This is a genomic window from Pseudomonas sp. p1(2021b), assembly GCF_020151015.1.
Taxonomy (GTDB): Bacteria; Pseudomonadota; Gammaproteobacteria; order Pseudomonadales; family Pseudomonadaceae; genus Aquipseudomonas; species Aquipseudomonas putida_K.
Window position 1 is genome coordinate 5,154,769 of sequence record NZ_CP083746.1, and the last position, 22,952, is coordinate 5,177,720.

Annotated in this window: 24 protein-coding genes and 3 pseudogenes; 7 read left to right on the forward strand and 20 right to left on the reverse strand. The window is 58.6% G+C overall.

From position 1 onward, the window contains the following. Nucleotides 1-214 precede the first annotated feature (214 nt). Nucleotides 215-373 carry a hypothetical protein gene (locus K8374_RS23955; RefSeq protein WP_224459398.1) on the reverse strand — a complete coding sequence of 53 codons (159 nt, stop codon included), beginning with the start codon at nucleotides 371-373 and terminating at the stop codon, nucleotides 215-217. Here K8374_RS23955 and K8374_RS23960 point away from each other — a divergent pair. Next, nucleotides 344-544: a zinc ribbon domain-containing protein gene (locus K8374_RS23960; RefSeq protein ID WP_224459391.1), complete on the forward strand. Its 201-nt coding sequence runs from the start codon at nucleotides 344-346 to the stop codon at nucleotides 542-544. The genes K8374_RS23955 and K8374_RS23960 overlap by 30 nt on opposite strands. A 55-nt stretch (nucleotides 545-599) precedes the next feature. Next, complete coding sequence (locus K8374_RS23965) at nucleotides 600-1,505, forward strand: cation diffusion facilitator family transporter (RefSeq protein WP_047595902.1); 906 nt, start codon at nucleotides 600-602, stop codon at nucleotides 1,503-1,505. A gap of 125 nt (nucleotides 1,506-1,630) precedes the next feature. Here the strand turns inward: K8374_RS23965 and K8374_RS23970 are convergent, their stop codons facing one another. The 8 genes from K8374_RS23970 to merT form a co-directional block, all read right to left on the reverse strand. After that, nucleotides 1,631-4,597 carry a Tn3-like element TnAs1 family transposase gene (locus K8374_RS23970; RefSeq protein WP_010921731.1) on the reverse strand — a complete coding sequence of 989 codons (2,967 nt, stop codon included), beginning with the start codon at nucleotides 4,595-4,597 and terminating at the stop codon, nucleotides 1,631-1,633. A gap of 3 nt (nucleotides 4,598-4,600) precedes the next feature. After that, nucleotides 4,601-5,161: a recombinase family protein gene (locus K8374_RS23975; RefSeq protein ID WP_010921730.1), complete on the reverse strand. Its 561-nt coding sequence runs from the start codon at nucleotides 5,159-5,161 to the stop codon at nucleotides 4,601-4,603. 174 nt (nucleotides 5,162-5,335) lie between these two features. Further along, nucleotides 5,336-6,325, reverse strand: coding sequence for a DUF3330 domain-containing protein (locus K8374_RS23980; RefSeq protein WP_012314201.1), 990 nt, complete (start codon nucleotides 6,323-6,325; stop codon nucleotides 5,336-5,338). Further along, nucleotides 6,322-6,558: a broad-spectrum mercury transporter MerE gene (merE, locus tag K8374_RS23985; RefSeq protein ID WP_003132004.1), complete on the reverse strand. Its 237-nt coding sequence runs from the start codon at nucleotides 6,556-6,558 to the stop codon at nucleotides 6,322-6,324. Before merE ends, K8374_RS23980 begins: the two co-directional genes overlap by 4 nt. Next, nucleotides 6,555-6,920: a mercury resistance co-regulator MerD gene (merD, locus tag K8374_RS23990; protein WP_000995360.1), complete on the reverse strand. Its 366-nt coding sequence runs from the start codon at nucleotides 6,918-6,920 to the stop codon at nucleotides 6,555-6,557. Before merD ends, merE begins: the two co-directional genes overlap by 4 nt. Nucleotides 6,921-6,937: 17 nt before the next feature. After that, nucleotides 6,938-8,623: a mercury(II) reductase gene (merA, locus tag K8374_RS23995; RefSeq protein WP_003156770.1), complete on the reverse strand. Its 1,686-nt coding sequence runs from the start codon at nucleotides 8,621-8,623 to the stop codon at nucleotides 6,938-6,940. Nucleotides 8,624-8,694: 71 nt separating this feature from the next. Further along, nucleotides 8,695-8,970, reverse strand: coding sequence for a mercury resistance system periplasmic binding protein MerP (gene merP / locus K8374_RS24000; RefSeq protein ID WP_003131987.1), 276 nt, complete (start codon nucleotides 8,968-8,970; stop codon nucleotides 8,695-8,697). Between the two features lie 12 nt (nucleotides 8,971-8,982). Continuing rightward, complete coding sequence (gene merT, locus K8374_RS24005) at nucleotides 8,983-9,333, reverse strand: mercuric ion transporter MerT (RefSeq protein ID WP_003131974.1); 351 nt, start codon at nucleotides 9,331-9,333, stop codon at nucleotides 8,983-8,985. Nucleotides 9,334-9,404: 71 nt separating this feature from the next. Here merT and K8374_RS24010 point away from each other — a divergent pair, with 71 nt between their 5' ends. Continuing rightward, nucleotides 9,405-9,839 carry a mercury resistance transcriptional regulator MerR gene (locus tag K8374_RS24010; protein ID WP_003131969.1) on the forward strand — a complete coding sequence of 145 codons (435 nt, stop codon included), beginning with the start codon at nucleotides 9,405-9,407 and terminating at the stop codon, nucleotides 9,837-9,839. Between the two features lie 181 nt (nucleotides 9,840-10,020). Further along, nucleotides 10,021-10,371: a DUF3147 family protein gene (locus K8374_RS24015; RefSeq protein ID WP_044047185.1), complete on the forward strand. Its 351-nt coding sequence runs from the start codon at nucleotides 10,021-10,023 to the stop codon at nucleotides 10,369-10,371. Nucleotides 10,372-10,403: 32 nt separating this feature from the next. Here K8374_RS24015 and K8374_RS24020 read toward each other — a convergent pair whose 3' ends face one another. Beyond that, the gene (locus K8374_RS24020; protein ID WP_013974870.1) at nucleotides 10,404-10,730 is read right to left on the reverse strand and encodes a DUF2790 domain-containing protein; all 327 of its coding nucleotides are present in this window, start codon (nucleotides 10,728-10,730) and stop codon (nucleotides 10,404-10,406) included. A gap of 699 nt (nucleotides 10,731-11,429) precedes the next feature. On the opposite strand from K8374_RS24020, the gene K8374_RS24025 reads away from it, so the two are divergent. Together K8374_RS24025 and K8374_RS24030 are read left to right on the forward strand one after the other, a co-directional pair. Next, nucleotides 11,430-12,104, forward strand: a complete 675-nt coding sequence (locus K8374_RS24025; protein ID WP_044047186.1) for a heavy metal response regulator transcription factor — start codon at nucleotides 11,430-11,432, stop codon at nucleotides 12,102-12,104. Next, on the forward strand, nucleotides 12,101-13,519 hold the full coding sequence (locus K8374_RS24030; protein ID WP_013974872.1) for a heavy metal sensor histidine kinase: 1,419 nt from the start codon (nucleotides 12,101-12,103) through the stop codon (nucleotides 13,517-13,519). The genes K8374_RS24025 and K8374_RS24030 overlap by 4 nt, the downstream gene beginning before the upstream one ends. Nucleotides 13,520-13,689: 170 nt before the next feature. Here K8374_RS24030 and tnpC read toward each other — a convergent pair whose 3' ends face one another. The 5 genes and pseudogenes from tnpC to K8374_RS24055 all read right to left on the reverse strand — a co-directional run bounded on the left by tnpC (nucleotide 13,690) and on the right by K8374_RS24055 (nucleotide 16,553). Next, the gene (gene tnpC, locus K8374_RS24035; RefSeq protein WP_224457467.1) at nucleotides 13,690-14,865 is read right to left on the reverse strand and encodes an IS66 family transposase; all 1,176 of its coding nucleotides are present in this window, start codon (nucleotides 14,863-14,865) and stop codon (nucleotides 13,690-13,692) included. 64 nt (nucleotides 14,866-14,929) lie between these two features. Beyond that, nucleotides 14,930-15,223, reverse strand: a pseudogene (locus tag K8374_RS24040) (transposase domain-containing protein); the annotation flags it as partial. 61 nt (nucleotides 15,224-15,284) lie between these two features. Beyond that, nucleotides 15,285-15,620, reverse strand: coding sequence for an IS66 family insertion sequence element accessory protein TnpB (gene tnpB / locus K8374_RS24045; RefSeq protein WP_224457468.1), 336 nt, complete (start codon nucleotides 15,618-15,620; stop codon nucleotides 15,285-15,287). Beyond that, nucleotides 15,617-15,940 carry an IS66-like element accessory protein TnpA gene (gene tnpA, locus K8374_RS24050; RefSeq protein WP_224457469.1) on the reverse strand — a complete coding sequence of 108 codons (324 nt, stop codon included), beginning with the start codon at nucleotides 15,938-15,940 and terminating at the stop codon, nucleotides 15,617-15,619. The genes tnpB and tnpA overlap by 4 nt, the downstream gene beginning before the upstream one ends. After that, nucleotides 15,873-16,553, reverse strand: coding sequence for a hypothetical protein (locus K8374_RS24055; protein WP_224457470.1), 681 nt, complete (start codon nucleotides 16,551-16,553; stop codon nucleotides 15,873-15,875). The genes tnpA and K8374_RS24055 overlap by 68 nt, the downstream gene beginning before the upstream one ends. A 266-nt stretch (nucleotides 16,554-16,819) precedes the next feature. Here K8374_RS24055 and K8374_RS24060 point away from each other — a divergent pair, with 266 nt between their 5' ends. Continuing rightward, on the forward strand, nucleotides 16,820-17,041 hold the full coding sequence (locus K8374_RS24060) for a hypothetical protein (protein ID WP_013974874.1): 222 nt from the start codon (nucleotides 16,820-16,822) through the stop codon (nucleotides 17,039-17,041). An 85-nt stretch (nucleotides 17,042-17,126) separates the two neighbouring features. On the opposite strand, the pseudogene K8374_RS26355 reads toward K8374_RS24060, so the two are convergent. The 5 genes and pseudogenes from K8374_RS26355 to K8374_RS24080 form a co-directional block, all read right to left on the reverse strand. Then, nucleotides 17,127-17,599: pseudogene (locus K8374_RS26355) on the reverse strand (phospholipid carrier-dependent glycosyltransferase); the annotation flags it as partial. Further along, nucleotides 17,587-17,775, reverse strand: a pseudogene (locus K8374_RS24065) (hypothetical protein); the annotation flags it as partial. The pseudogenes K8374_RS24065 and K8374_RS26355, both read right to left, overlap by 13 nt. Before the next feature lie 206 nt (nucleotides 17,776-17,981). Beyond that, a complete protein-coding gene (locus K8374_RS24070) occupies nucleotides 17,982-18,305 on the reverse strand; it encodes a DUF2790 domain-containing protein (protein WP_013974877.1) in 324 nt (107 codons plus the stop codon). Nucleotides 18,306-18,464: 159 nt separating this feature from the next. After that, entirely contained in the window at nucleotides 18,465-21,626 is a 3,162-nt protein-coding gene (locus K8374_RS24075) for a CusA/CzcA family heavy metal efflux RND transporter (protein WP_013974878.1), read from the reverse strand. Between the two features lie 24 nt (nucleotides 21,627-21,650). Further along, on the reverse strand, nucleotides 21,651-22,931 hold the full coding sequence (locus K8374_RS24080; protein WP_013974879.1) for an efflux RND transporter periplasmic adaptor subunit: 1,281 nt from the start codon (nucleotides 22,929-22,931) through the stop codon (nucleotides 21,651-21,653). Nucleotides 22,932-22,952 lie beyond the last annotated feature (21 nt).

A 22,952-nucleotide genomic window follows, 5' to 3' on the forward strand; every position in this document is an offset into this window, starting at 1 on the left:
AAATCGGACAGGTCCGACTCTTTGAGTAGTCAATGCCATCTGGCGAATTAAATTAAATTTCATAAACAAACCAGCTTCGTTTTGTCGTACGCTAATTTTGAACTTTTACTTTAACTTAAAAGTCATTCTAACGAGCAGAACACTTCTTTCACCTTTTGCTCGTGCTGATGTCACCTATCGATGAGGGACGAATACCATGAGTTTTCTCAAAAATTTATTGGGCGGCCACCACGGCCGTGGCAACCACGGCGGTGGCAAGCATCACGGTAGTGGGCACGGGAGTGATCGACATGACCGGCATGGTCGCTTCGAGCAGCAGCAATCCTGCGACAGTAATGACCGGGTGATTGAGGATGGTCGCGTAATAGCTCAAGCCCCAATCAAAGATCTGCAGACTTGCAGGCACTGCCGGACCGCAAACGCCCCGTCCGCACGCTTTTGTCTAAACTGCGGAACACCACTATCGAGTGGTTGCACGGCCTGCGGCTCATCCCTGACAGCAGGAGCAAAATTCTGCAGCCAGTGCGGCCAAGCCACCCATTAGCGCATGGCCACACTGGAAATCCAACGCGACCACTACCCTGTGCAAGGAGAAATACGTGGGATCGAATCATGATCATGGCAGTGCCGCGCTTCGTGAGGGGCATCAGAAGAAACTAGTCATGGCATTGGTCCTGACCGGTAGCTTCATGATCGCTGAAGTGATCGGCGCATGGATTACCGGCAGCCTGGCGTTGCTGTCGGATGCGTCTCACATGTTCACCGACACCGCCGCTTTGGCAATTTCGTTGATTGCGCTTCAGATCGCAAAGCGGCCGGCGGATCAGAAAAGAACCTTTGGCTATGCGCGGTTGGAGATCCTAGCCTCCACGTTCAACGCCGTGCTGCTCTTCCTGGTGGCGATGTACATCTTGTACGAGGCCTACCAGCGCTTCTTCATGCCGGCGGAGATCGCCACCGGGGCGATGATGTGGATCGCAATTGTCGGCCTGATCATCAACCTGATTTCAATGCGACTGCTGGCATCTGCCAGCAACGAGAGCCTCAACGTCAAAGGCGCCTACCTCGAAGTCTGGAGCGACATGCTCGGATCGTTGGGCGTGATCATCGCAGCCCTCATTATCCGCTTTACCGGCTGGACCTGGGTCGACACGGTTGTCGCCGTAGCGATCGGCCTTTGGGTATTGCCGCGGACTTGGCAATTGCTTCGAGAGAGCCTGGGGATTCTTATGGAAGGTGTACCCCGGGGGCTCAACGTGGCGGCAATCGAGGCCACGATCCTCAAGGTCGACGGCGTCACGGATGTCCATGACTTGCACGTTTGGGCCGTCAGCAGCGGAAGCAACGTGATGACGTCGCACGTGGTCGTCCGAGACGCAGCAGATGGAGATGCTGTGCTAGCGGCCGTCGTGGATGCAGTCAGCGACGCGTTCGAAATCCATCACTGCACCATTCAGATCGAGCGCGCAGCTTTCCACGAGAACGTTCCGTCGCCGTCGCATTGATCGGCCGGTAGACACCTGATCAACACACCGCCGCCAACGTCGGGGGGGTGTTGTCGAGGAAAGGTAAGGATGGATAGGCGACAGCAGAAGCAGGGGGGCTCGCAGAATTCGGAAAAAATCGTACGCTAAGGTTTTCCGGGCATCCGTAGGGGCCGAAACTTCCCGTCTTCCAGTCTGCGGCTCTGCCGCCAGACGTAATCGCCGGTGAGGTTGATGTGCTCCCAGCCCAGCGGCGACAGGAATTGCAGCAGCTCGCCGTCCACCGGCTTGCCGGCCTCGACCAACCCCTGGGTGGCGCGCTCCAGGTACACCGTGTTCCACAGCACGATAGCCGCCGTCACCAGGTTGAGGCCGCTGGCCCGGTAGCGCTGCTGCTCGAAGCTCCGATCCCTGATTTCCCCAAGGCGGTTGAAGAACACCGCCCTGGCCAGCGAGTTGCGCGCCTCACCTTTGTTCAGGCCGGCATGCACGCGGCGGCGCAGCTCAACACTTTGCAGCCAGTCTAGGATGAACAGCGTGCGTTCGATCCGGCCCAGCTCGCGCAGGGCCACGGCCAGGCCGTTCTGGCGCGGATAGCTGCCGAGCTTGCGCAGCATCAGCGAGGCAGTGACGGTGCCCTGTTTGATCGAGCTGGCCAGGCGCAGGATGTCGTCCCAATGGGCGCGGACGTGCTTGATGTTCAGGGTGCCGCCGATCAGCGGCCGCAGCGTCGGGTAGGTCTGCACGCCCTGCGGCACGTACAGCTTGGTTTCGCCGAGGTCGCGGATGCGCGGCGCGAAACGGAAGCCCAGCAGGTGCATCAGGGCGAAGACGTGATCGGTGAAGCCGGCCGTGTCGGTGTAGTGCTCCTCGATCCGCAGGTCGGACTCGTGGTACAGCAGGCCGTCGAGCACATAGGTGGAATCGCGCACGCCGACATTCACCACGCGGGTGCTGAACGGCGCGTACTGGTCGGAGATATGGGTGTAGAACAGCCGTCCCGGCTCACTGCCGTACTTCGGGTTGACGTGTCCGGTGCTCTCGCCCCGGCCGCCAGCCCGGAAACGCTGGCCATCGGAGGATGAGGTGGTGCCGTCGCCCCAGTGGGCGGCGAAGGCATGCTGGTACTGGTGGTTGACCAGCTCGGCCAGGGCCGCCGAATAGGTCTCGTCGCGGATGTGCCAGGCTTGCAGCCAGGACAGCTTGGCGTAGGTCAGACCGGGGCTCGACTCGGCCATCTTGGTCAGCCCGAGGTTGATCGCATCACCGAGGATCGCGGACAGCAGCAACGTCCGGTCTTTGGCCTCGGCCCCGTCCTTCAGGTGGGTGAAGTGGCGGCTGAAGCCCGTCCAGTCGTCCACGTCCATCAGCAGTTCGGTGATCTTGATGCGCGGCAGTAACTGACTGGTCTGGTCGATCAGCGCCTGCGCCCGATCCGGCACCGCCGCATCCAGCGGGGTGATCTTCAACCCGGACTCGGTGAGGATGGCATCGGGCAGCTCGTTGTCCTTGGCCAGGCGGGCGACAGTGGCCAACTGCTCGTCCAGCAGCTGCAAGCGCTCTTCCAGATACTGGTCGCTGTTCGGGTTGATCGCCAGCGGCAGGGCCTGTTCCCGCTTGAGCGCGGCGAACTTCTCGGCCGGCAACAGGTAGTCGTCGAAGTCGCGGAACTGCCGCGAGCCCTTGACCCAGATGTCGCCGGAGCGCAGGGCGTTCTTCAGCTCGGACAGGGCGCAGATTTCGTAGAAGCGCCGGTCGAGGCCTTCCGGGGTGATCACCAGTGGCTTCCAGCGCGGCTTGATGAAGGCGGTGGGAGCATCGGCCGGCACCTTGCGCAGGTTGTCGGCGTTCATCTCGCGCAGCGTCTGCACGGCTGCCAGCACGCCCTGCGCGGCCGGGGCGGCGCGCAGCTCCAATACCTCCAGCAGAGCCGGCGTGTAGCGGCGCAGGGTGGCGAAGTTCTCGCCGACCAGGTGCAGGTGGTCGAAGCCCTCCGGCCGGGCCAGCAGCTCGGCTTCGCTGACGCTCTCGGTGAACTCGTCCCAGGGGATCACCGCCTCGATGGCGGCATAGGGGTCGCTGCCGGCTTCCTTGGCCTCCAGCAGCGCCTGGCCGATCTTGGAGTACAGGCGCACCTTGTCGTTGATCGCCTTGCCCTGCTTCTGGAACTGCTGCTGATGCTTGTGCTTCGCGCCGCTGAACAGCTTGACTAGGATGCGGTCGTGCAGATCCACCAGCTCATCAATCACGGTTGCAGTGCTCTCCAGCACCACGGCGGCCAGGGTCGCATAGCGCCGCTGCGGCTCGAACTTGCCGAGGTCTTTGGGCGTCATCTGCCCACCCTCGCGGGCCAGCTTGAGCAGGCGGTTCTGGTGGATGTGCCGGCCCAGGACTTCGGGCAAGTCCACCAGCTGAAATGTCTTCAGCCGCTCGATGTGCTCAAGCATGTGCCGAGAGTTGGGTTTCAGCGGTGCCTGGCGCAGCCAGGTCAACCAGGTGATGCTGCTGCCGGCCTTGAGCTTCAACAGCTCGTCCAGCTTGGCCCGATGCGAGTCCGTGAGCGGTTCAACCAGGGCGCGGTAGACCCGCCGATTGGCCCGTGCAATGGCCTCCGAGCAAGCCCGGTCGATCACGCTCAACGCCGGCAGGATGCGTCGCTTCTGCCGCAGGCTCTCCAGCGCCTGGCCGGCCAGCAGCAAGCCCTTGTCGGTCTGCTGGGCCAGTTCGGTCAGCTCGCGCACCAGGGCGCGGAAGTCGGACAGGCCGAACGGGGCCAGTTGAAGGTAGGTGCGCAGTTCCTGGGCGTGCTCGCGACGGGTCACATCGCGCTCGCCGTACTTCGTCCAACTCGCCGGATCGGTCTGGACTTGCTTGGCCACCCACAGGATGACCGGTTCGGGCAGCTCGCTGTCAGTGCCCAACGCATAGCCGGGGTAGCGCAGCAGGCAGAGTTGCACGGCGAAGCCGAGGCGGTTGGCGTCGCCGCGCCGCTGACGGATCAGCGACAGGTCGGAGTCGTTGAAGGTGTAGTAGCGGATCAGGTCATCCTGGCTTTCTGGCAACGCGAGCAGGGTGCCCCGCTCCGTGGCCGAGAGGATCAAGCGACGCGGCATGTGTCAGTCGTCCGTGCGGAGGTACTGGTAGAGGGTTTCCCGGCTGATGTTGAACTCGCGGGCAAGCTGCGCCTTGGGCTCGCCGGCCGTCGCTCGCTGCCGCAGGGTAGCAGCCTGCTCATCGGACAGGGCTTTCTTGCGGCCCCGGTACGCGCCACGCTGCTTGGCCAAGGTGATGCCCTCACGCTGCCGCTCGCGGATCAGGGCGCGCTCGAACTCAGCGAAGGCCCCCATCACCGACAGCATCAGGTTGGCCATCGGCGAGTCCTCGCCAGTGAACACCAGGCCCTCCTTCAGGAACTCGATGCGCACGCCGCGTTGAGTCAGCTTCTGTACCAAGCGACGCAGGTCATCGAGGTTGCGGGCCAGCCGGTCCATGCTGTGCACCACCACTGTATCGCCTTCGCGGACGAAGCTCAGCAGCGCTTCGAGCTGGGGGCGCTGGGTGTCCTTGCCCGATGCCTTGTCGGTGAACACCTTGCTCACCTGTGTCTGTTCCAGCTGGCGTTCCGGGTTCTGGTCGAAGCTGCTGACCCGGACGTAGCCGATGCGGTGCCCCTGCACGATGTCTCCTTGGTTGAAGGCGGCTTAAGTGCTCCTTCTGTTCCGTTGTGCCTCAAACCCCGTTTCTGTCAGGCTGAAATCTATGACCTTCGCAGGCATGTGTCAAAAATGCGAAAGATGACTCTATTCTGACTAAGCGGCGCGGCCCTGCCTGACATCCAGTTAGGGTATGCCTCAATCTGACGGTAGCGAGTCGCAGGCGTTCGGATCGGCATCGGTTTCGTTCCCTGTCTTGGCACGCGCTTCGAAGCGTTGATAACACTCCAACCCGCAGAAGTGCTCGACGTATTCCGCGCCTTCCGGGGTGAAGGCGGCATCGAGCGGGATTTCCTTGCAGCACACGCAGCAACTGGTGGTGGTCGAGTCACTTGCATTCATGGTGGCACCCCTCCATTGACTGACGAAGACGGCGAATGCCGCCGCCGGCATTGGCTTCGCGAACAGGAAGCCTTGTCCTGTGTCGCAGTCCGCTTGTCGCAATAGATCAAGACTCGCCGATGTTTCCACGCCTTCAGCCACCACATCCATGCCCAGCCCGTGCGCAAGCTGAATCACGGTGTGCACGATGGTTTGGTCGCGGCGGTCGTTGGCGAGCCCGGCGACAAACGATTGGTCGATCTTGAGCGTGCTGATTGGGCAGCACTTCAGATGTTGCAGACAGGAATACCCCGTCCCGAAGTCATCGGCGGCGAAGCGCACACCGATCTGCCGCAAGGCGTCCAGGGCGGGGAAGATCGCCGGATCACCAAACGCGACCGATTCGGTCAGCTCGATTTCGAGATACTCGGCGGGCAACTCGGCATCAGCCAGCACGCCCTTTACCCACCCGTCGAAGTCCGGTCCCACTTGGCTCGCCGAAGCATTGACGGCCAGCCGGAACGGTCGCCATGCCAGCATTCGCCAGTCACGCATCTGGCGGCAGGCTTCGCCCAGCACCCAAGCGCCGATTTCAGGCATCAGGCCGGACGATTCGACCACGGGCAGGAACTGGCCCGGTGGCAATAGTCCAAGCGTCGGATGACGCCAGCGCAACAGGGCTTCCGCGCCGACAATCCCACCACTGCGCAGATCGACGACGGGCTGGTAGTGCAGTTCAAGCTGCCCGCGCTCGACCGCTTGGGCCAGTTCCGGCGTCGTCCATCCATCCGGCCGGAAAGCGCTCATTCTCTTTCCCTGAATGCCCGCAACGCCCGCGACAGGGACAGAAGGAACAGGCCGGTCAAACCGAGCGCCGCGATGACCCAATGCTCGCCGAGGAAAGCACCGGCGGTTGTGCCGGCCAGCACGACAGCGAGGATGGGCAGGTGGCAGGGGCAAGTCAGCACAGCCAGTCCGCCCCACAGGTAGCCGGTGATCGGTTTGTGCGTCTCGGACGGCAAGCGCTCGGGGTTGTTCATGGCAGACTCTCCGCGTGCTGTGCCGGCTCGGTCGGCAGGGTGGCCAACTGCACTTCCAGATCGGCCAACGCTTCGCGCCGACGCTCGACGAACTGACGCAGCAGGGCAAGCTGCGCGGCCGCTTCGTCGCCGTCCGCCGCATCCAGCGCCCGGCACAGCCGCGCCAGCGCGTCGAGGCCGATGCCCGCCTCGAAGGCCGCCCGCACGAAGCACAGCCGTTGCAAGGCGGCGTCATCGAACAAGCCGTAGCCGCCTGGTGTGCACGCCACCGGGCGCAGCAATCCGCGCAGCAGGTAGTCGCGCACGATATGCACGCTCACCCCGGCATCAAGAGCCAGCCGGGACACCGTGTAGGCGTTCATTGAACACCTCCTTTTTCTCACCCGGCGCAGCAGGAAAGCTGCTTCACATCCTTGTTGAAGGTCTGCGCCGCGAGCTTCAACCCCTCGACCATCGTCAGGTAGGGGAACAACTGGTCGGCCAGTTCCTGCACCGTCATGCGGTTGCGAATGGCCAGAGCCGCCGTCTGGATCAGTTCACCCGCTTCCGGCGCGACCGCCTGTACGCCGATCAGCCGATGGCTGCCTTCCTCGATAACCAACTTGATGAAGCCGCGTGTGTCGAAGTTGGCGAGCGCACGCGGCACGTTGTCCAAGGTCAAGGTGCGGCTGTCGGTCTCGATCCCGTCGTGGTGGGCTTCCGCCTCGCTGTAGCCCACGGTCGCCACTTGCGGATCGGTGAACACCACGGCCGGCATTGCGGTCAGGTCGAGCGCCGCATCGCCGCCGGTCATGTTGATCGCGGCACGGGTGCCGGCCGCTGCCGCCACATAGACGAACTGCGGCTGGTCGGTGCAGTCGCCGGCCGCGTAGATGTTCGGGTTGCTCGTGCGCATGCCTTGGTCGATGACGATGGCACCTTGCGCATTGACAGTGACCCCCGCTGCGTCCAGCGCGAGGCTGCGCGTGTTCGGTGTCCGACCGGTGGCAACCAGCAGTTTGTCGGCGCGCAATTCACCGTGCGTGGTGGTCAGCACGAATTCACCGTCCATATGGGCGACCTGGCTGGCTTGCGTGTGCTCCAGCACCTCGATGCCCTCGGCACGGAAAGCGGCTGTCACCGCCTCGCCGATGGCCGGGTCTTCACGGAAGAACAAGGTATTGCGCGCCAGGACCGTGACCTTGCTGCCCAGCCGGGCAAAGGCTTGCGCCAGCTCCAGCGCCACCACCGACGAGCCGATTACGGCAAGGCGTTCGGGAATGGTGTCGCTCGCCAGGGCCTCGGTGGAAGTCCAGTAGGGTGACTCTTTCAACCCCGGAATCGGCGGGACCGCCGGGCTGGCACCCGTGGCGACCAGGCAGCGGTCGAACATCACGACGCGCTCGCCACCCTCGTTCAAACGGACGGTAAGGCTCTGGTCGTCCTTGAAGCGCGCCTCACCGTGCACAACGGTGATGGCCGGATTACCGCCCAGGATGCCTTCGTACTTGGCGTGCCGCAGTTCGTCGACGCGGGCCTGCTGCTGGGCCAGCAGCTTACTGCGGTCAATCGTAGGCACAGTTGCCGCAATACCGCCATCGAACGGGCTTTCCCGGCGCAGATGGGCGATGTGGGCGGCGCGGATCATGATCTTGGACGGCACACAGCCGACATTGACGCAGGTGCCGCCGATGGTGCCGCGCTCGATCAGCGTGACCTGCGCGCCTTGCTCGACGGCCTTCAGCGCCGCCGCCATCGCGGCTCCACCGCTGCCAATGACCGCTACCTGCACCGGGGGCTCGTTGCCACTGTGCTTTTCGGCGGCGGCCATCCATCCCCGCACCTTGTCGAGCAGTCCGACGCGGTTGTCCGCCAGTGGCGCATCGGCTAGCGTTGCCTTGTAGCCCAGTCCGGCCACGGCGGCAGTCAGCGCGTCCGGCGATGTGCCCGGCACGATGGCGAGTTGCGCTGTGCCCTTCGGATAGGACACCAGCGCCGACTGCACGCCTGGCACTTTTTCCAGCGCTTCCTTGACGTGCGCCGCGCACGAGTCGCAAGTCATGCCGGTGATTTTTAGATGGGTCATGCAACAGATCCTTTATCGTTTGTGGCGCCAGACAATGACGTCCGTTGTGCTGCGGTGCCGTTTTCAGTGACTCACTGCTTGACGCTGGACGGATAGCCCGCGTCTGCGGTTGCCTTGGTCAGCTTCTGCACGCTGGTCTTGGCATCGTCGAAGGTGACGACCGCTTGGCGTGTCTCGAAAGTCACGTCAACTTTGCTGACGCCTTCGACCTTGGAAATCGCCTTCTTGACAGTGATCGGGCAGGCGGAGCAGGTCATGCCCGGTACGGACAGCGTGACGGTCTGGGTGGCGGCCCAGACGGGGGCAACAACGGCGGCGAGGGCGAGGGAGGCAAACAGTTTCTTCATGGTGAACTCCGATCAGTAGAAAAATGGCATGACGTAGGGAAATCCGAGCGCGACCAGAACCAGCGCGGCCACGATCCAGAAAATGAGCTTGTAAGTAGCTCGCACTTGGGGAATCGCGCAGACCTCACCCGGTTTGCAGGCCGCTGCCTGCCGGTAGATGCGCCGCCAGGCGAAGAACAACGCCACCAGCGCCACGCCGATAAAGATGGGGCGATAGGGTTCCAACACCGCCAAGTTGCCGATCCAAGCGCCGCTGAACCCCAAGGCGATCAGAACCAACGGCCCGAGGCAGCAAGCCGAGGCGAGGATGGCGGCAAGCCCTCCAGTGAAGAGCGCGCCGCGCCCGGTTTTTGGTTCAGACATGCGCTTGTCCTTTCGAATTGAAATTGGATAGCGTAACCTTACTTCCGTACTCATGTACGGAGTCAAGCGATATGGAAAACAATTTGGAGAACCTGACCATTGGCGTTTTCGCCAAGGCGGCCGGGGTCAATGTGGAGACCATCCGTTTCTATCAGCGCAAGGGCTTGTTGCTGGAGCCTGACAAGCCCTATGGCAGCATCCGCCGCTATGGCGAGGCGGATGTAACGCGGGTGCGCTTCGTGAAATCAGCCCAGCGGCTGGGCTTCAGCCTGGATGAGATCGCCGAGCTGCTGCGGCTGGAGGATGGCACCCATTGCGAGGAAGCCAGCAGTCTGGCCGAGCACAAGCTCAAGGACGTGCGCGAGAAAATGGCTGACCTGGCGCGCATGGAGGCCGTGCTGTCTGAGTTGGTGTGCGCCTGCCATGCGCGAAGGGGGAACGTTTCCTGCCCGCTGATCGCGTCACTACAGGGTGGAGCAAGCTTGGCAGGTTCGGCTATGCCTTAGCGTGCTTTATTTTCCGTTTTCTGAGACGACCCCTTAGAAAGCCTAGTCAAAGAGCTGTCACGAGAACACCGTTAGCTTAGCGTACGATTTTTTCCGAATTCTGCGGTTCCCCCAAGCACGTCGTGAGTGCCTGGCGAATGATCCCAGGAGATCCACTCCACTAGCTCAAGTAGGTTCAGCGATGGCTTGGATCATTACGAAGTACCTGGTCACTGCCGCGATAGTGATTATCGTGTCTGAGCTGGCAAAGCGCAGTGACAAGCTGGGCGGCTTGGTTGCCGCCCTGCCATTGGTCACCGTCTTGACGCTCATCTGGCTCTACTTGGAGAACCAGAGCATGGAGAAGATTTCCAATCATGCCTGGTACACGTTCTGGTATGTGATTCCAACGCTGCCGATGTTTATCGCGTTTCCGGCACTGCTGCCCAAGTTGGGATTCTGGCCAACACTTATCTCCAGCATCCTCATCACCATGGCGAGCTTCGGAGGATTTGCCCTACTTCTAAGGCGATTGGGCATCGAGTTGCTTTGAGTCGGGTGTAGAGGAAAGCACTCGGTCACCGCTTACCGGCTGTTGATGCACTCACCTTTCACGAGGTAGCGAACCATGTGCAGTTCGCCCTTGGAATCCTCGTAAGTCATCATGCTTCTCACATTCCCGCAGTACCGCACGCTAGGCGAGACGTACACCAACTTGCCAACGTCCAAATCCATACCGTATGCGTAATCTTCAAGCTCGGGCATGGGTTTCTTCACGCTCTGTGCATAGCGTTCTGTAGCCTTCCTGGCAGACTGCTCAAGATCGTCGTTGATCTGAACGCTACTTTGGGCATTTGTCGACAGTGCAGAGAAAAGCATGAACGCGGCAATAGCCGATATAGTTGTTTTCATGAGAAGTCCATTAATAAAAAAGCGCCCATGGCGGGGCGCTAAAATTCACCTTACCAAAGGAGCGTATGGTTCCAAGGTGAATGCATTGGCGTGAGCAGGGTATCGTTACTCCCGCCATGCTGCTTCAGATGAGACTGGCCCAAAGCAGCGCTGCCTGTGTGCTGTTCTTAAACTAGCAAAAGCGGCTAACGACAAGATGATTGTGAAATTACAATTTGGACATGTAATAGATTGTAAAGTAATTATTCTTGCCCAATTAAGATGAAAAGCCATGCATGCTGGCCGGTTTAAGCCCGTTATCAAAGGGGCGAACGATCGGTGGCTTGCTACCACTCGGAGCTTGAGCTTGTAGGATTGAACGCCATAAATGCTGAGCAGCTTGGCAGAAACGCCACCCCTCTCGGCCGAATCCTCCTGTCAGTCCTGAGGACTGATAACCGCTGCAAGCCACAGAATCCGCTAAGCTCAGTAGGGAAAGCCGTCATGACTGTCAGCAATCTTGCGGCTACATTACAAATTTGTAGGATTTCGCCGCGGCCAGCGTCTTCGCGTTAAGATTCAAGCGTCCTCAGGTGACCCCGGCGTATGGACAGAGGTAGCGACTACCAGATGTCATGCACTCAGCCGAACCTTCAAACTGCCTGCAACCACAGTCTTGGCGGATTAGGCCAATTCCTTCCTCACACCTTGAGATAAGTTATGCGCGTTCTAGTTGTGGAAGACGAAATTAAAACTGCCGAATATCTTCAGCAGGGCCTATCCGAAAGCGGGTATGTCGTAGATATCGTGCACAATGGTGTTGACGCCCTGCACTTGTTCAATACTAACGTCTATTCGTTGGTTCTGCTGGACGTAAACCTTCCTGGCATCGACGGTTGGGACCTTTTGGAAACCATCAGGAAAACCAGCCGGGTCCGCATCATCATGCTGACCGCTCGTGGTCGCATCAACGACAAGCTCAAAGGCTTGGATGGCGGAGCCGACGATTACCTTGTCAAACCCTTCGAATTCCCGGAGCTGCTCGCTCGAATCCGTTCGCTGCAGCGGCGTGGTGATGAATTAGTCGAGAAGAGTTCGCTGAAAATTGCCGACTTGGAACTCGACTCAGTGCGCCATCGGGTTTTCCGCGCTGGCACACGCATCGATCTCACCACAAAGGAATTTACGCTCCTGCACCTGCTTATGAGCAGGACGGGCGAAGCGCTGACTCGTTCTCAGATCATTTCGTTGGTCTGGGACATGAATTTTGACTGCGATACCAACGTCATCGATGTCGCTATCCGGCGCCTTCGCTCAAAGATCGATGACCCGTTTGAAACCAAGCTCATTCACACGCTTCGTGGCGTAGGGTACGTTTTTGAGGAACGCGCATGAGGCCATTCAGCCTGGCTGCAAAGCTGGGATTAAAGGTGGGGTTGATGAGCGCAGCGTTGCTGCTTCTGTTCGCCACCTTCGGGTATCTGATGGTGGGTCAGGCGCTAGAGCGAAATGCCCGCAGTGACCTGGAAGTGAAGATGGCGGGCATGGCTCACAACCTGTCCATGATTTCCGACATCTCAGGAGTCAACGCAGACGCACATCAGCTTGTGGATCTGGTGATGGGCCACAACAACCTGTACGTCAGCATTTTCGAGTCGGCGCAGAGTGAAACGCCCCTGCTCTCGATTGGCTCGAAGCAGGTCAACGTGGAGGTGCACAAGTTTCAACCATCCGCACAGCCGAAGGAACATGAGTGGCGCGACACCCAGGACCGCCCCTTGCTGACAGCTTCTCGCACCATGAATTTGGGCGACGGAACCGAAGTCAGCGTGTACATGACTATGGACCAGTCGTCCAATGAAGCGCTGCTTGATGCATTGCTCACCTGGGCCCTGATGATTTCCCCGCTCATCATCGCGCTGATCCTCGCAATCGGCTGGTGGACCGTACGCAGAGGTCTGCTGCCTCTGACCAAGTTCCTGAAAGTCGCCTCGAAGATCTCCACCGAGAGTCTTGACCATCGTCTGCCGACTAATGGAATGCCAGCAGAACTCAAAGAGCTCGCCGACGGTATCAACATCATGCTGGCTCGCCTGGATGACGGGGTTCAGCAGCTCTCGCAGTTTTCTGACGATCTTGCTCACGAACTGCGAGCGCCGCTATCCAACCTGATGGGTAAAGCCCAAGTTGCACTGACCAGAGAGCGATCCCTTCCCGAGTACAGGGAAGTGCTGGAGTCGTGCACAGAAGAGCTGGACCGCATGAGCCGCATGGTTTCCGACATGCTGTTCCTCGCTCAGGTCAGTCATCCGGCATCCATGGTGGAGTTCGAACCTGTGTCCCTGGTCGATGAAGTTCAGCGGGTGTGTGATCTCTTCAGCATTTCGGCAGAGGATGGCGAGATCCAGCTGCAGATCTCTGGCAGTGATGACGTGGTGCGCGGTAACCGCCTGATGATTCAACGAGCCGTCTCGAACCTGGTGTCAAATGCGATTCGCTACTGCCCTCGCGGTCGCACGGTCTACGTGAAAGTGCAACGCGGTGGTAGCGGCACGACCTTGAGCGTCGGCAACCCGGGCCGCGGGATCGCCAAGGAACACCATGCGCATTTGTTTGAACGGTTCTACCGCGTAGATAAGAGCCGAGCACGAAGCGAAGGGGGGACCGGTCTTGGCCTTGCCATCGTGCAGTCGATCATGAGCCTGCATCAAGGCTCGGCGAGCGTGGAAGTGACCGAGGAAAATTTCACCTGGTTCCACCTTCACTTTCCCGAAGCCCAGCTAAAGCAGTCGGCAAAGACCGCTGCTTGAAGCGCGCCCACTTGAAAAGGCCCGTCAATCGACGGGCCTTTTGTCTATGCAATGCCTCAGTGCCTAAGCACCACAGGGTCCATAGGTGACCGCAGAATTACCGACTTTATGATCTTTTGCTCTTCTGGGTTGGCGTTTCGTAAGCGAGCCGCGAACACACCTTGCGCTCGTTAAGCAGGCGTCCACTGATGCGGCAACAAGGCCTCGATCTCGCTCGCCCGTTGAGTAGGCAGTCGTGTCAGCACGTCCTTGAGGTAGGCATACGGATCATGTCCATTCATACGCGCCGACTGGATCAAGCTCATGATCGCAGCCGCGCGTTTGCCACTGCGCAGTGATCCAGCAAACAACCAATTGGCACGTCCAAGTGCCCACGGTCGTATTTGGTTCTCGACGTGGTTGTTATCGATGGGCAACGCGCCGTCGTCCAGGTAGCGCGTCAGCGCTACCCAACGTTTCAAGCTGTAATCGAGAGCCTTGGCGATGGCCGAGCCTTCTGGCACCAGCTCGCGCTGGGTCAGCATCCAGTCATGCAGTTTTTCAGCGATGGGAACCGCATCCTGCTGACGTATTCGTCGGCGGTCTTCTTCGCTCATGTCCTTGGCCTGTCGTTCGACCTCGTAGAGCGCACCAATCGTTAGAAGCGCCTGCTCGGCCAACTGACTCTTGTTCGCCGCATGCAAGTCAAAGAACTTGCGGCGCGCATGGGCCATGCAGCCAACCTCGACGATGCCTTGTTCGAAACTGGCCTTGTAGCCGGCAAAGTCATCGCACACCAACTTGCCGCGCCAGTCGTCCAGGAAGTTACGCGCATGCTCGCCGGCACGGCTCGGGCTGAAGTCGTAGACCACGGATTTCAGCTCTGCGTAAGCAGTGCTGCTGTAGGCCCACACATAACTTCGATGGGTTTTCTTTTCACCTGGTGCCAGCATCTGAACCGGTGTTTCATCGGCATGGATGACCGGTTGCGCCAGCACCGCTTCACGCAGTGCATCGACCAATGGTTGAAGCTGAACACCTGTTTGCCCAACCCAGCGGGCCAGTGTCGAACGGGGAATGGCCAAGCCGGCGCGGCCAAAGATCTTTTCCTGCCGGTACAGCGGCAGATGGTCAGCGAACTTGGCCACCATCACATGGGCCAACAGGCCTGCGGTGGGGATGCCTTTGTCGATGACTTGTGCCGGAACCGGCGCCTGGATCAGGGTTTCGCAAGCTCGGCAGGCCCATTTGCCACGTACATGCTGCTCGACCGTGAACACACGGCGTGTAATCGAGCTTTTCGCTGACATCTTCACCGATGCGTTGAAGCTCGCAGCCACACGCGCATTGGGTGTTGTCGGGTTCATGGCGGATAACCGTACGCGGAAGCTGTGCTGGCAGTGGTGCGCGCTTGGGCTTCTGGCTTGGCTCTTTTGGGGCCGGGTCGGGATGAAGTGCGTTCAGCTCAGCTTCGATGGCCTCAAGGTCGACGTTGAGCAAATCATCGAGCAGACGGCCTTGCTCTGGGCTGATTTGTTCGCTGCGCTTGGCGTACTTATGGCGTTTGAGAACGGCAATCTCGTGCGTGAGTTGCTCGATGATGATTTTGTCGTTTTGGATCTTGCGACTCATCGCCTCGACTTGAGACTGCAATGTCAGCGTCTGCGCGAGCAGCGCACGCAGCTCTGCTGGAGTCAGTTGGTCGAGGTCGGGTAAGGAAGTCATGCCGCCAATTGTGCCAGAGCACCGCACTGGCGGCGATTGGCGGTTATGCCAATGGCAAGCACTAAAGCCGTGTGATGGTGCTGTTGGCCCCCATGCGCTGCCAAGGTAACCCCATGATGAGCGCCTGAAGTTGCTCGCTGTCCAGTTCCACTTGAGCGCCGTGACGAATACCCGGCCAGTGGAATTTACCCTGGTTGAGTCGGCGTGCTGCCAGCCACACGCCAACGCCGTCATGTACCAGCACCTTTATCCGGTTGGCGCGACGGTTGGCGAAGAGATAAGCGCAGTGCGGCTTCGCCGCACCGAAGACCGCGACAACACGGGCCAAGGCCGTTTCGGTGCCGGCGCGCATGTCCATGGGCTCGGTGGCCAGCCAGATGGTATCGATACGGATCATTTGACGAGGCCGCGAATGAAGCGGGCGCAGCCATCGGGATCGACAGTGGGCCAGATCACTGTGAGTGTGTGTTGTTTGAACGGAATTTCGATACGCGCCAACGTTGGTTGCGCAGGCGCAGATTCAGTCTTCATCGTCAGCGGCACGAATGCAGGTAACGCGTCAGGTTGGCGGTCACGATAGAGCGGAATCCATTTGCGCACTAGGTTGGCATTGATGCCATGGCGCAGCGCGATGCTGGCTATCGACACGTCAGGTTGAAGACATTCCTGGACGACTTGGGCTTTGAACGGTTTTGGATAAGAGGTGCGCTGGCGCATGGTGATCCTTGCGATAAGGGCGATGGTGTCCACGTATTTTTAGGTGGACACCATCGCCCTTAATGCTGGGATTCTGAAGGTGTGTTGGCTGGCCGCTTACGGCGTTTCTCCACAGGTGGGAGAAGTATTGGGCATTCACTTTTTCCTGAGCGCTCACACTGCCGGCGGCCTCAATGAACTGCATGGTCGAGTACACACAGATCAGTGCCAGGATGAAGAATGCTGTCGCCACCACCATGACATAACGTTTGGCCAGCACCGGTGCCCGCTTTAGCTCCAGGATCGAGGCATCCGCTAATTTTGTCGCGGCAGTAAGCTCCGAAATCAGCGGTTGGATGGCGGTCTCGACTCCACGAGCGGCAGCGGAATATGCCTCTGCCGCAGCGCGGATGACGACCTCTTCGGCATTGGACCAGGCTTTCTCAGCCTTTCGTACCTCCTCCTGAATCTGCCGACTGACAAGGTCAACCTCCTCCACCAGCTCGTTCGACTTTTCCAGAACAGCGTTGCAGGCCCTGGTCTGGGAGGCCAGCTCATCGAGCTGAACAGTGAGTTTTTCAGTGCTTCGGCGGAAGTCACCGATGGCAACTGACCAAGGCTCTATGTCATTCATGGCTATCTCCTAGAGCGGCCGGTGACGGCGCACGGTTTTATTTTGTTAGATATCAAAAATGTAATTTACGGAACAGTTTGAAGTCAGCCTCGACACAAGCGAGATAGACATGATCCTTCCAGATTTGCAGATTGGGCGCATCCGGCCAGCCGCCTAAATTACGGAATTGTAATTATTGACTCACCTTGTCGTTAGCTTCGCGTTCCTAAACTACAAACCAACAAAGGCCGTCAGTCAGGCAGGCCTAGTAAGAACCGAGGCACACAATGAAATTTGTCAAATCTATCGCTATTGGCAGCCTGCTGCTTGGTCTCGTGGGTACCGCTTACGCTGAAGGTGGTTACGAACGAGCGAAACAGTTCCAGGAAAACTTCCGAAATGAACAGGCTCGCTTATGGAGCGACGATTCTTCGGACCAGAACAAACAACAAGTCGCTCAAGAGCAAAAGAAAGAAAGCAAGGATGGTAAGGAACAAGCCGATAACTAAACGGCGGTTAAATAGGACTTTAAATGACGAAAGCAATCGACAAAAAAGCCAGGGTAAAACCTGGTTTTTTTGTGTCTGGAATTTTACCTTCGTTTGTACGAGGCGTTTCCGCATTACTGTCTCCGACCAGACCTTCGGTACCTTGCTTGGCGTCTTTCCAACGGCACAGCAACAGCTGACTGGCGTTCGCTTCGGTGATCTCGACACAGCCCAGGTTGGCAGGCAGCTCAGCATTGCTGTCGAGTAAGCGCCGGGACAGGTAGAATGAGCTGTCACGAGGCCACTTTGCTGGGTACTGGATGTTTTCGGACTTCCCGCTGCTGTAGAACTCCGAGGAATTCGAGCGGCGACCAGGGTAGATCAGAGGGGCCGATTGAGCACATTCAACCAGGCCTGAACGACATCTCGCTGGTTCTGAGGCCTCTGCATCAACACCCCGGCATAGATGATGTCGACGCCGATGATTGGCAGTATCAACGCTCGCGGCGGCGCCCTGGTGATCCTTCGGCCAACCTCATTGATCCGACCGGACAGGAGCAACGCCGAGACAGGTACAGAACCAGCGGCAGCCAGTCGATCAGCCCTAGTTTTCCTGCGAGCGCTCCGGCTCCGAGCAGGGCACCACAGATCAGCGCGAAAACCAGCTCGGTGTTCATGCCAAAGATGCCGTCGTGCTCATGGCTCAGCCCTTCATGCTCTGCTTGGTCATCTGGGCGTTCAAGCGAACTTTTCATAACTCGTCCCTTCTGGGGGGCAAGACTATAAACTGCTCTATGCAGTTGAAAGACATTACTGTTGTGTAGTTGAGATTTATTTCACAGCTAACCCAGGGGCAGTCATTAAGGCATCTAGCCTAAATGACGTTCATCGAGCTCAATAAAAAATGCCAGGCACTGCCTGGCATTTATGAATTCTCTAAGTATTCTACTCACAGCAATTACTACTTGTTGTTGATGCATTGCGAGTACATGGAGTAGCGAACCGTCTTAAGCGTACCCTGAGAGTCCTCGAAGGTCATCAATCGCGGGTAAACTTGGCAGGTACGCGGGTCTTGGGACTGACGCACGAATTTCGCAACATCGATCTTCATGCCGTAATTGTAGTCCTGGATCTCCGGCATCGGTTTGCCATTTCTCTCGGCATAGTTCGCTACAGCAGTCTGATGCTCCTTGATGTATTGCAGCTGCTTGCTTTCAGAGTAAGTATAAGCCTGCGAAGCCATCGAGAACATAACAAGTGCAGCAGCAACAATTAGCTTTTTCATAGGAACCTCTCAAATTCAAATCATCTCGGGCGTAACTTTAGCAACGCAGAGGCATCACCGGCATGACGAGAAACTTACAATTTTGAAAGGTAAGTGCATCTATTTCATATAAAACAAAAAACCCACAACGCGTGTTGTGGGTTTTTGTATCTGGGGGGATCAGCTTACGGCTTCTGCCTCGTCGCCGTCTTCATCCTTGCGATGTGCCCAATGATACAGGGCCGGCAGGACCAGCAAAGTCAGCGCGGTGGAGGAAAGGATCCCACCAATTACCACTGTAGCCAGAGGCCGTTGAACCTCCGCACCGGTACCGGTGGCCAAGGCCATTGGGATGAAGCCCAGGGACGCCACCAAGGCTGTCATCAACACTGGTCGCAGTCGGGTGAGTGCGCCTTCATCGACTGCCTGCCTGAGCGTTCGTCCCTCTTCTCGCAATCCGCGAATGAAGGCAATCATCACCAGGCCGTTCAGTACCGCGACGCCGGAGAGTGCGATGAAGCCTACCCCTGCCGAGATCGAGAGCGGGATATCACGCAGCCAAAGGGCCACGACCCCGCCAGTGAGAGCGAATGGAATACCGGTGAAGACCAGCATGCCGTCCTTCAGGTTGTTGAACATCAAGAACAGCAAGGTCATTACCAGCAGTAAGGCTACCGGAACCACAATCTGCAGGCGCTTGGCTGCCGACTGCAGCTGCTCGAACTGGCCGCCCCAACTGGTCCAGTAGCCTGCTGGAATTTCCACCTTCGTTGACAAGGTAGATGCCGCCTCATCAACGAACGACCCAAGGTCACGGCCCCGGACGTTGGCGCTTACAATAACCAAGCGCTTACCGTTCTCGCGGCTGATCTGGTTCGGGCCCAACTGCAAGTCCAGCTTAGCGACCTGCGAAAGTGGAATGAAACCGATCTGATTAGCGCCCTGAGCCGCATTGGCAGGCACAGGAATCAGCAAACTAGACATACCCGCGACGTCGGTGCGTACAGCCTCAGGCAGGCGCACCACCATGTCGAATCGGCGATCACCCTCGTACAACGTTCCCGCTGTACGACCACCCACAGCAATCGCGATCGAATTCTGCACGTCCGCAATGTTCAGGCCGTAGCGTGCTGCTTTTTCCCGGTCGATGTTAATGGTCAGCACTGGCAGACCTGTGGTCTGCTCAACCTTGACCTCCGAGGAGCCTGGTACCGCTTTGAGCGCTGCGGCGATCTTATTGGCCGTGCTGTTGAGCACATCCATGTCGTCACCATAAACCTTCACCGCAACATCGCTGCGCACCCCGGAGATCAGTTCGTTGAAACGAAGCTGGATAGGCTGGGAGAGTTCATAGTTACTGCCCGGGACACTGGCTGCCGCCTTTTGAACCTCGGCAATGAGCTCCTCCCGCGACTTGTCGGGATCGGCCCATTGGTCCTTTGGTTTGAGCATGACGTAAGCATCGGAGATATTCGGTGGCATTGGGTCAGAGGCGATTTCAGCCGTACCGGTTCGGCCGAACATACGCTCAACTTCCGGTACCTGCTCGATGACTGCTTTTTCCAAACGCTCCTGCATGTCCACCGACTGGCTGAGGCTAGTACCAGGTACGCGCAAGGCTTGAAGAGCGAAGTCCCCCTCACTGAGACTTGGGATGAACTCGCTCCCCATGCGACTGGCAAGTACACCGCTGAGAACGACCAGTGCTACTGCTGCGGAGAAAGCGATATTCCGATGCCCAAGCACCCACTGCAGCACAGGCTCATAACGCAGCCGCGCAGTGCGCATAACAACGCCCTCTTCCTCCTTGACCTTGCCAGTGACGAACATGGCGATCGCTGCCGGCACGAAGGTAACGGAGAGGATCATTGCACCCAATAGCGCCATCACAACGGTGAATGCCATGGGGTGGAACATTTTGCCCTCCACGCCGGTGAGGGCGAAGATAGGCAGGTACACCACCATAATGATCAGTTGCCCGAAGATCAGTGGCCGACGCGCTTCGCGGGCAGCAGCAAAGACCTCATGGAAGCGTTCGGTTTTGGTGAGCATACGGCCATGTTTGTGCTGCGCATGTGCTAATCGACGGATCGCGTTCTCCACGATGACCACGGCCCCGTCGACGATGATGCCGAAGTCGAGTGCGCCCAAACTCATTAGGTTGGCACTGACCTTGTTATTGAACATCCCTGTGAAGGTGAACAGCATGGACAGCGGGATCACCATCGCGGTGATCAACGCTGCACGGATGTTGCCGAGGAACAGGAACAGAATGGCGATAACCAGGATCGCACCTTCAACCAAGTTCTTCTTCACCGTCGCAATGGCTTTTTCAACCAAGTTGGTACGATCGTAAACGGTGACCGCAACCACGCCCTTTGGCAGAGTACGGTTGATGTCCGCAAGCTTCGCTGCGACAGCTTGGGACACAGTGCGGCTGTTCTCACCGATCAGCATGAATACTGTACCGAGCACGACCTCGCGGCCATTCTCAGTGGCAGCACCAGTACGAAGCTCCTTACCGATGCTGACGTCGGCGACGTTGCTGATGCGAATCGGTGCACCATCCACACTGGTGATTACGATGTTGGCGATGTCTTCGATGTTGCCGACTTGGCCCGGTGCACGAATGAGCAACTGCTCACCATTACGCTCGATGTAACCGGCGCCTACGTTGGCGTTGTTGCTTTCCAACGCGGCTACCAGATCATTCAGGGTCAACTTGTAGGTAGCCAGGCGCTTCGGATCCGGCGCAACCAGGAACTGCTTGGCAAAGCCACCGATGGTATTGATCTCTGCCACGCCAGGTACGTTGCGCAGCTGAGGCTTGATGATCCAGTCCTGGATTACCCGCAGGTCGGTGGGCGTGTAGGGCGTACCGTCTTCTTTGACCGCGCCCTCTTCGGCTTCAACGGTCCACAGGAAAATTTCGCCGAGGCCGGTTGAGACCGGGCCCATGACGGCATCTACGCCCTCTGGCAGCTGTTCCTTTGCAACCTGTAGCCGCTCATTGATCAGCTGGCGGGCAAAGAAGATGTCGGTGCCGTCCTTGAAAATCACGGTCACCTGAGACAGGCCCGAGCGAGACAGCGAACGGGTCTGCTGAAGACCTGGAAGACCAGCCATGGCCGTTTCAACTGGAAACGTGATCCGTTGCTCGGTTTCCAATGGGGAATAGCCAGGCGCTGCAGTGTTGATCTGCACCTGGACGTTGGTAATGTCAGGAACGGCATCGATCGGCAGCTTTTGGTAGCTGTAGATGCCGATACCGGCAATGATCAGGACAGCGATCATTACAACGATCCGCTGTTCAATGGCAAATCTGATGATACGTTCAAACATAAGAAATCATCCTGTCAGTTCGCATCAGTGACTGTGCTCGGCAGAGGCTTTGCCGAGCTCAGACTTGAGTGTGAAGCTGCCATTGGTAGCCACTTGAGCGCCCGCTTCGATGCCGTCCGTGATTTCCACGTACCCACTGTCACGGCGGCCCAGCTTTACTGGGCGGGTGTCGAAGCCCTCGGCGGTGCGTACGAAGACCGATGGTTTGTCCTCAACGGTCTGCACGGCGTGTTCCGGGACAGCCACCGCCACGCGATCAGTCTGGGACGTGACTGCGATGTTCACGAAAAGACCAGGACGCCAGGCCCCGTTGGGATTGGTCAACGTAACGCGGACGGTCGCTGCTCGGTTTTGCTCGCCCAACAGGCTGCCGACATAACCCACCTTGCCCTCGACCTCCACGTTCATGTCAGGTGAGGAAACCTTCACGGCGCGGCCGGTAGTGACCTTGGCCAAATCGGTAGGCGGTACAGCGAAAGTGGCCCAAACTTGGTTAAGGTCGGACAGAATAAAGGCGTTAGTCGCCTCGCTGACGACTTCCCCGACGGTCAAGTGTTTCTCCACCACTACGGCGTCAAAGGGAGCCCTGAGTTCGTAACGGTTACCGCCTACCGAATTGACCGAGGCACCGATCGCGCTGACTTTTTGCTTGGCGTTGGCCAGAGAGATTTCGGCTTCCTGCAGCGCCTGGCGAGCCTGGAGGTAGTCCTGCTCCGCAGAAATCTTGTCCTGCCAGAGCTGCTTCTCTCGGCTAAAAGTCACGCGCGCAAGTTCGACACGACGCTGAGCGGCTTGTTGCTCGCTGCGCAGGTCAGAGATCTGCTGGCTGGCAATCACCGCAAGGACTTGACCCTTCTTGACGGACTCACCCAAATTCGCCTGGACTGTTTCGACAACGCCTGGAACGCGAGGAACAACGTGCGCAGTGCGGTCCTCGTCAAAACGAATCTCACCCGGGAAGCTCACGACGGTTCCCAAATCACGAGGCGCTGCCGATTCCAGAGTCACGCCAGCTGCTTTGATCTGTTCAGCACTAAGGGTTAGCTTACCTTCTTCCTCACCGCCCTCTTCACTGTGGCCCTCCTCGCCATGACCTTCTTCACCGTGCCCATCTTCACTATGCTCCGCTTCACTGTTCTCTTTGTTAGCTGATCCGGCCTTCTTGTCATGGCCATGACCATCGTCAGCACCATGTTCTGCGTTAGTCGCCGCTTGTTGATCGGAACTGCTGTTCCAGGCGAGGCTGCCAAATCCAAGGATTGCCACAGCGGCTACCGCGAGGGCGATCTTGCGTTTGTTTTCCATTGCTACTCCTGCTGATCGTAG

Bases quoted from the DNA above. Each gene is read 5' to 3' on its own strand.
- K8374_RS24055 (WP_224457470.1), bottom strand. From the start codon at position 16,553: ATGAATGACATAGAGCCTTGGTCAGTTGCCATCGGTGACTTCCGCCGA.
- K8374_RS24025 (WP_044047186.1), top strand. From the start codon at position 11,430: ATGCGCGTTCTAGTTGTGGAAGACGAAATTAAAACTGCCGAATATCTT.
- K8374_RS24010 (WP_003131969.1), top strand. From the start codon at position 9,405: ATGGAAAACAATTTGGAGAACCTGACCATTGGCGTTTTCGCCAAGGCG.
- K8374_RS24070 (WP_013974877.1), bottom strand. From the start codon at position 18,305: ATGAAAAAGCTAATTGTTGCTGCTGCACTTGTTATGTTCTCGATGGCT.
- K8374_RS24080 (WP_013974879.1), bottom strand. From the start codon at position 22,931: ATGGAAAACAAACGCAAGATCGCCCTCGCGGTAGCCGCTGTGGCAATC.
- merE (WP_003132004.1), bottom strand. From the start codon at position 6,558: ATGAACAACCCCGAGCGCTTGCCGTCCGAGACGCACAAACCGATCACC.
- merD (WP_000995360.1), bottom strand. From the start codon at position 6,920: ATGAACGCCTACACGGTGTCCCGGCTGGCTCTTGATGCCGGGGTGAGC.
- K8374_RS23980 (WP_012314201.1), bottom strand. From the start codon at position 6,325: ATGAGCGCTTTCCGGCCGGATGGATGGACGACGCCGGAACTGGCCCAA.
- merA (WP_003156770.1), bottom strand. From the start codon at position 8,623: ATGACCCATCTAAAAATCACCGGCATGACTTGCGACTCGTGCGCGGCG.
- merP (WP_003131987.1), bottom strand. From the start codon at position 8,970: ATGAAGAAACTGTTTGCCTCCCTCGCCCTCGCCGCCGTTGTTGCCCCC.
- K8374_RS24030 (WP_013974872.1), top strand. From the start codon at position 12,101: ATGAGGCCATTCAGCCTGGCTGCAAAGCTGGGATTAAAGGTGGGGTTG.
- tnpB (WP_224457468.1), bottom strand. From the start codon at position 15,620: ATGATCCGTATCGATACCATCTGGCTGGCCACCGAGCCCATGGACATG.
- K8374_RS23970 (WP_010921731.1), bottom strand. From the start codon at position 4,597: ATGCCGCGTCGCTTGATCCTCTCGGCCACGGAGCGGGGCACCCTGCTC.
- K8374_RS24015 (WP_044047185.1), top strand. From the start codon at position 10,021: ATGGCTTGGATCATTACGAAGTACCTGGTCACTGCCGCGATAGTGATT.
- tnpC (WP_224457467.1), bottom strand. From the start codon at position 14,865: ATGAACCCGACAACACCCAATGCGCGTGTGGCTGCGAGCTTCAACGCA.
- K8374_RS24060 (WP_013974874.1), top strand. From the start codon at position 16,820: ATGAAATTTGTCAAATCTATCGCTATTGGCAGCCTGCTGCTTGGTCTC.
- K8374_RS24075 (WP_013974878.1), bottom strand. From the start codon at position 21,626: ATGTTTGAACGTATCATCAGATTTGCCATTGAACAGCGGATCGTTGTA.
- K8374_RS24020 (WP_013974870.1), bottom strand. From the start codon at position 10,730: ATGAAAACAACTATATCGGCTATTGCCGCGTTCATGCTTTTCTCTGCA.
- tnpA (WP_224457469.1), bottom strand. From the start codon at position 15,940: ATGCGCCAGCGCACCTCTTATCCAAAACCGTTCAAAGCCCAAGTCGTC.
- merT (WP_003131974.1), bottom strand. From the start codon at position 9,333: ATGTCTGAACCAAAAACCGGGCGCGGCGCGCTCTTCACTGGAGGGCTT.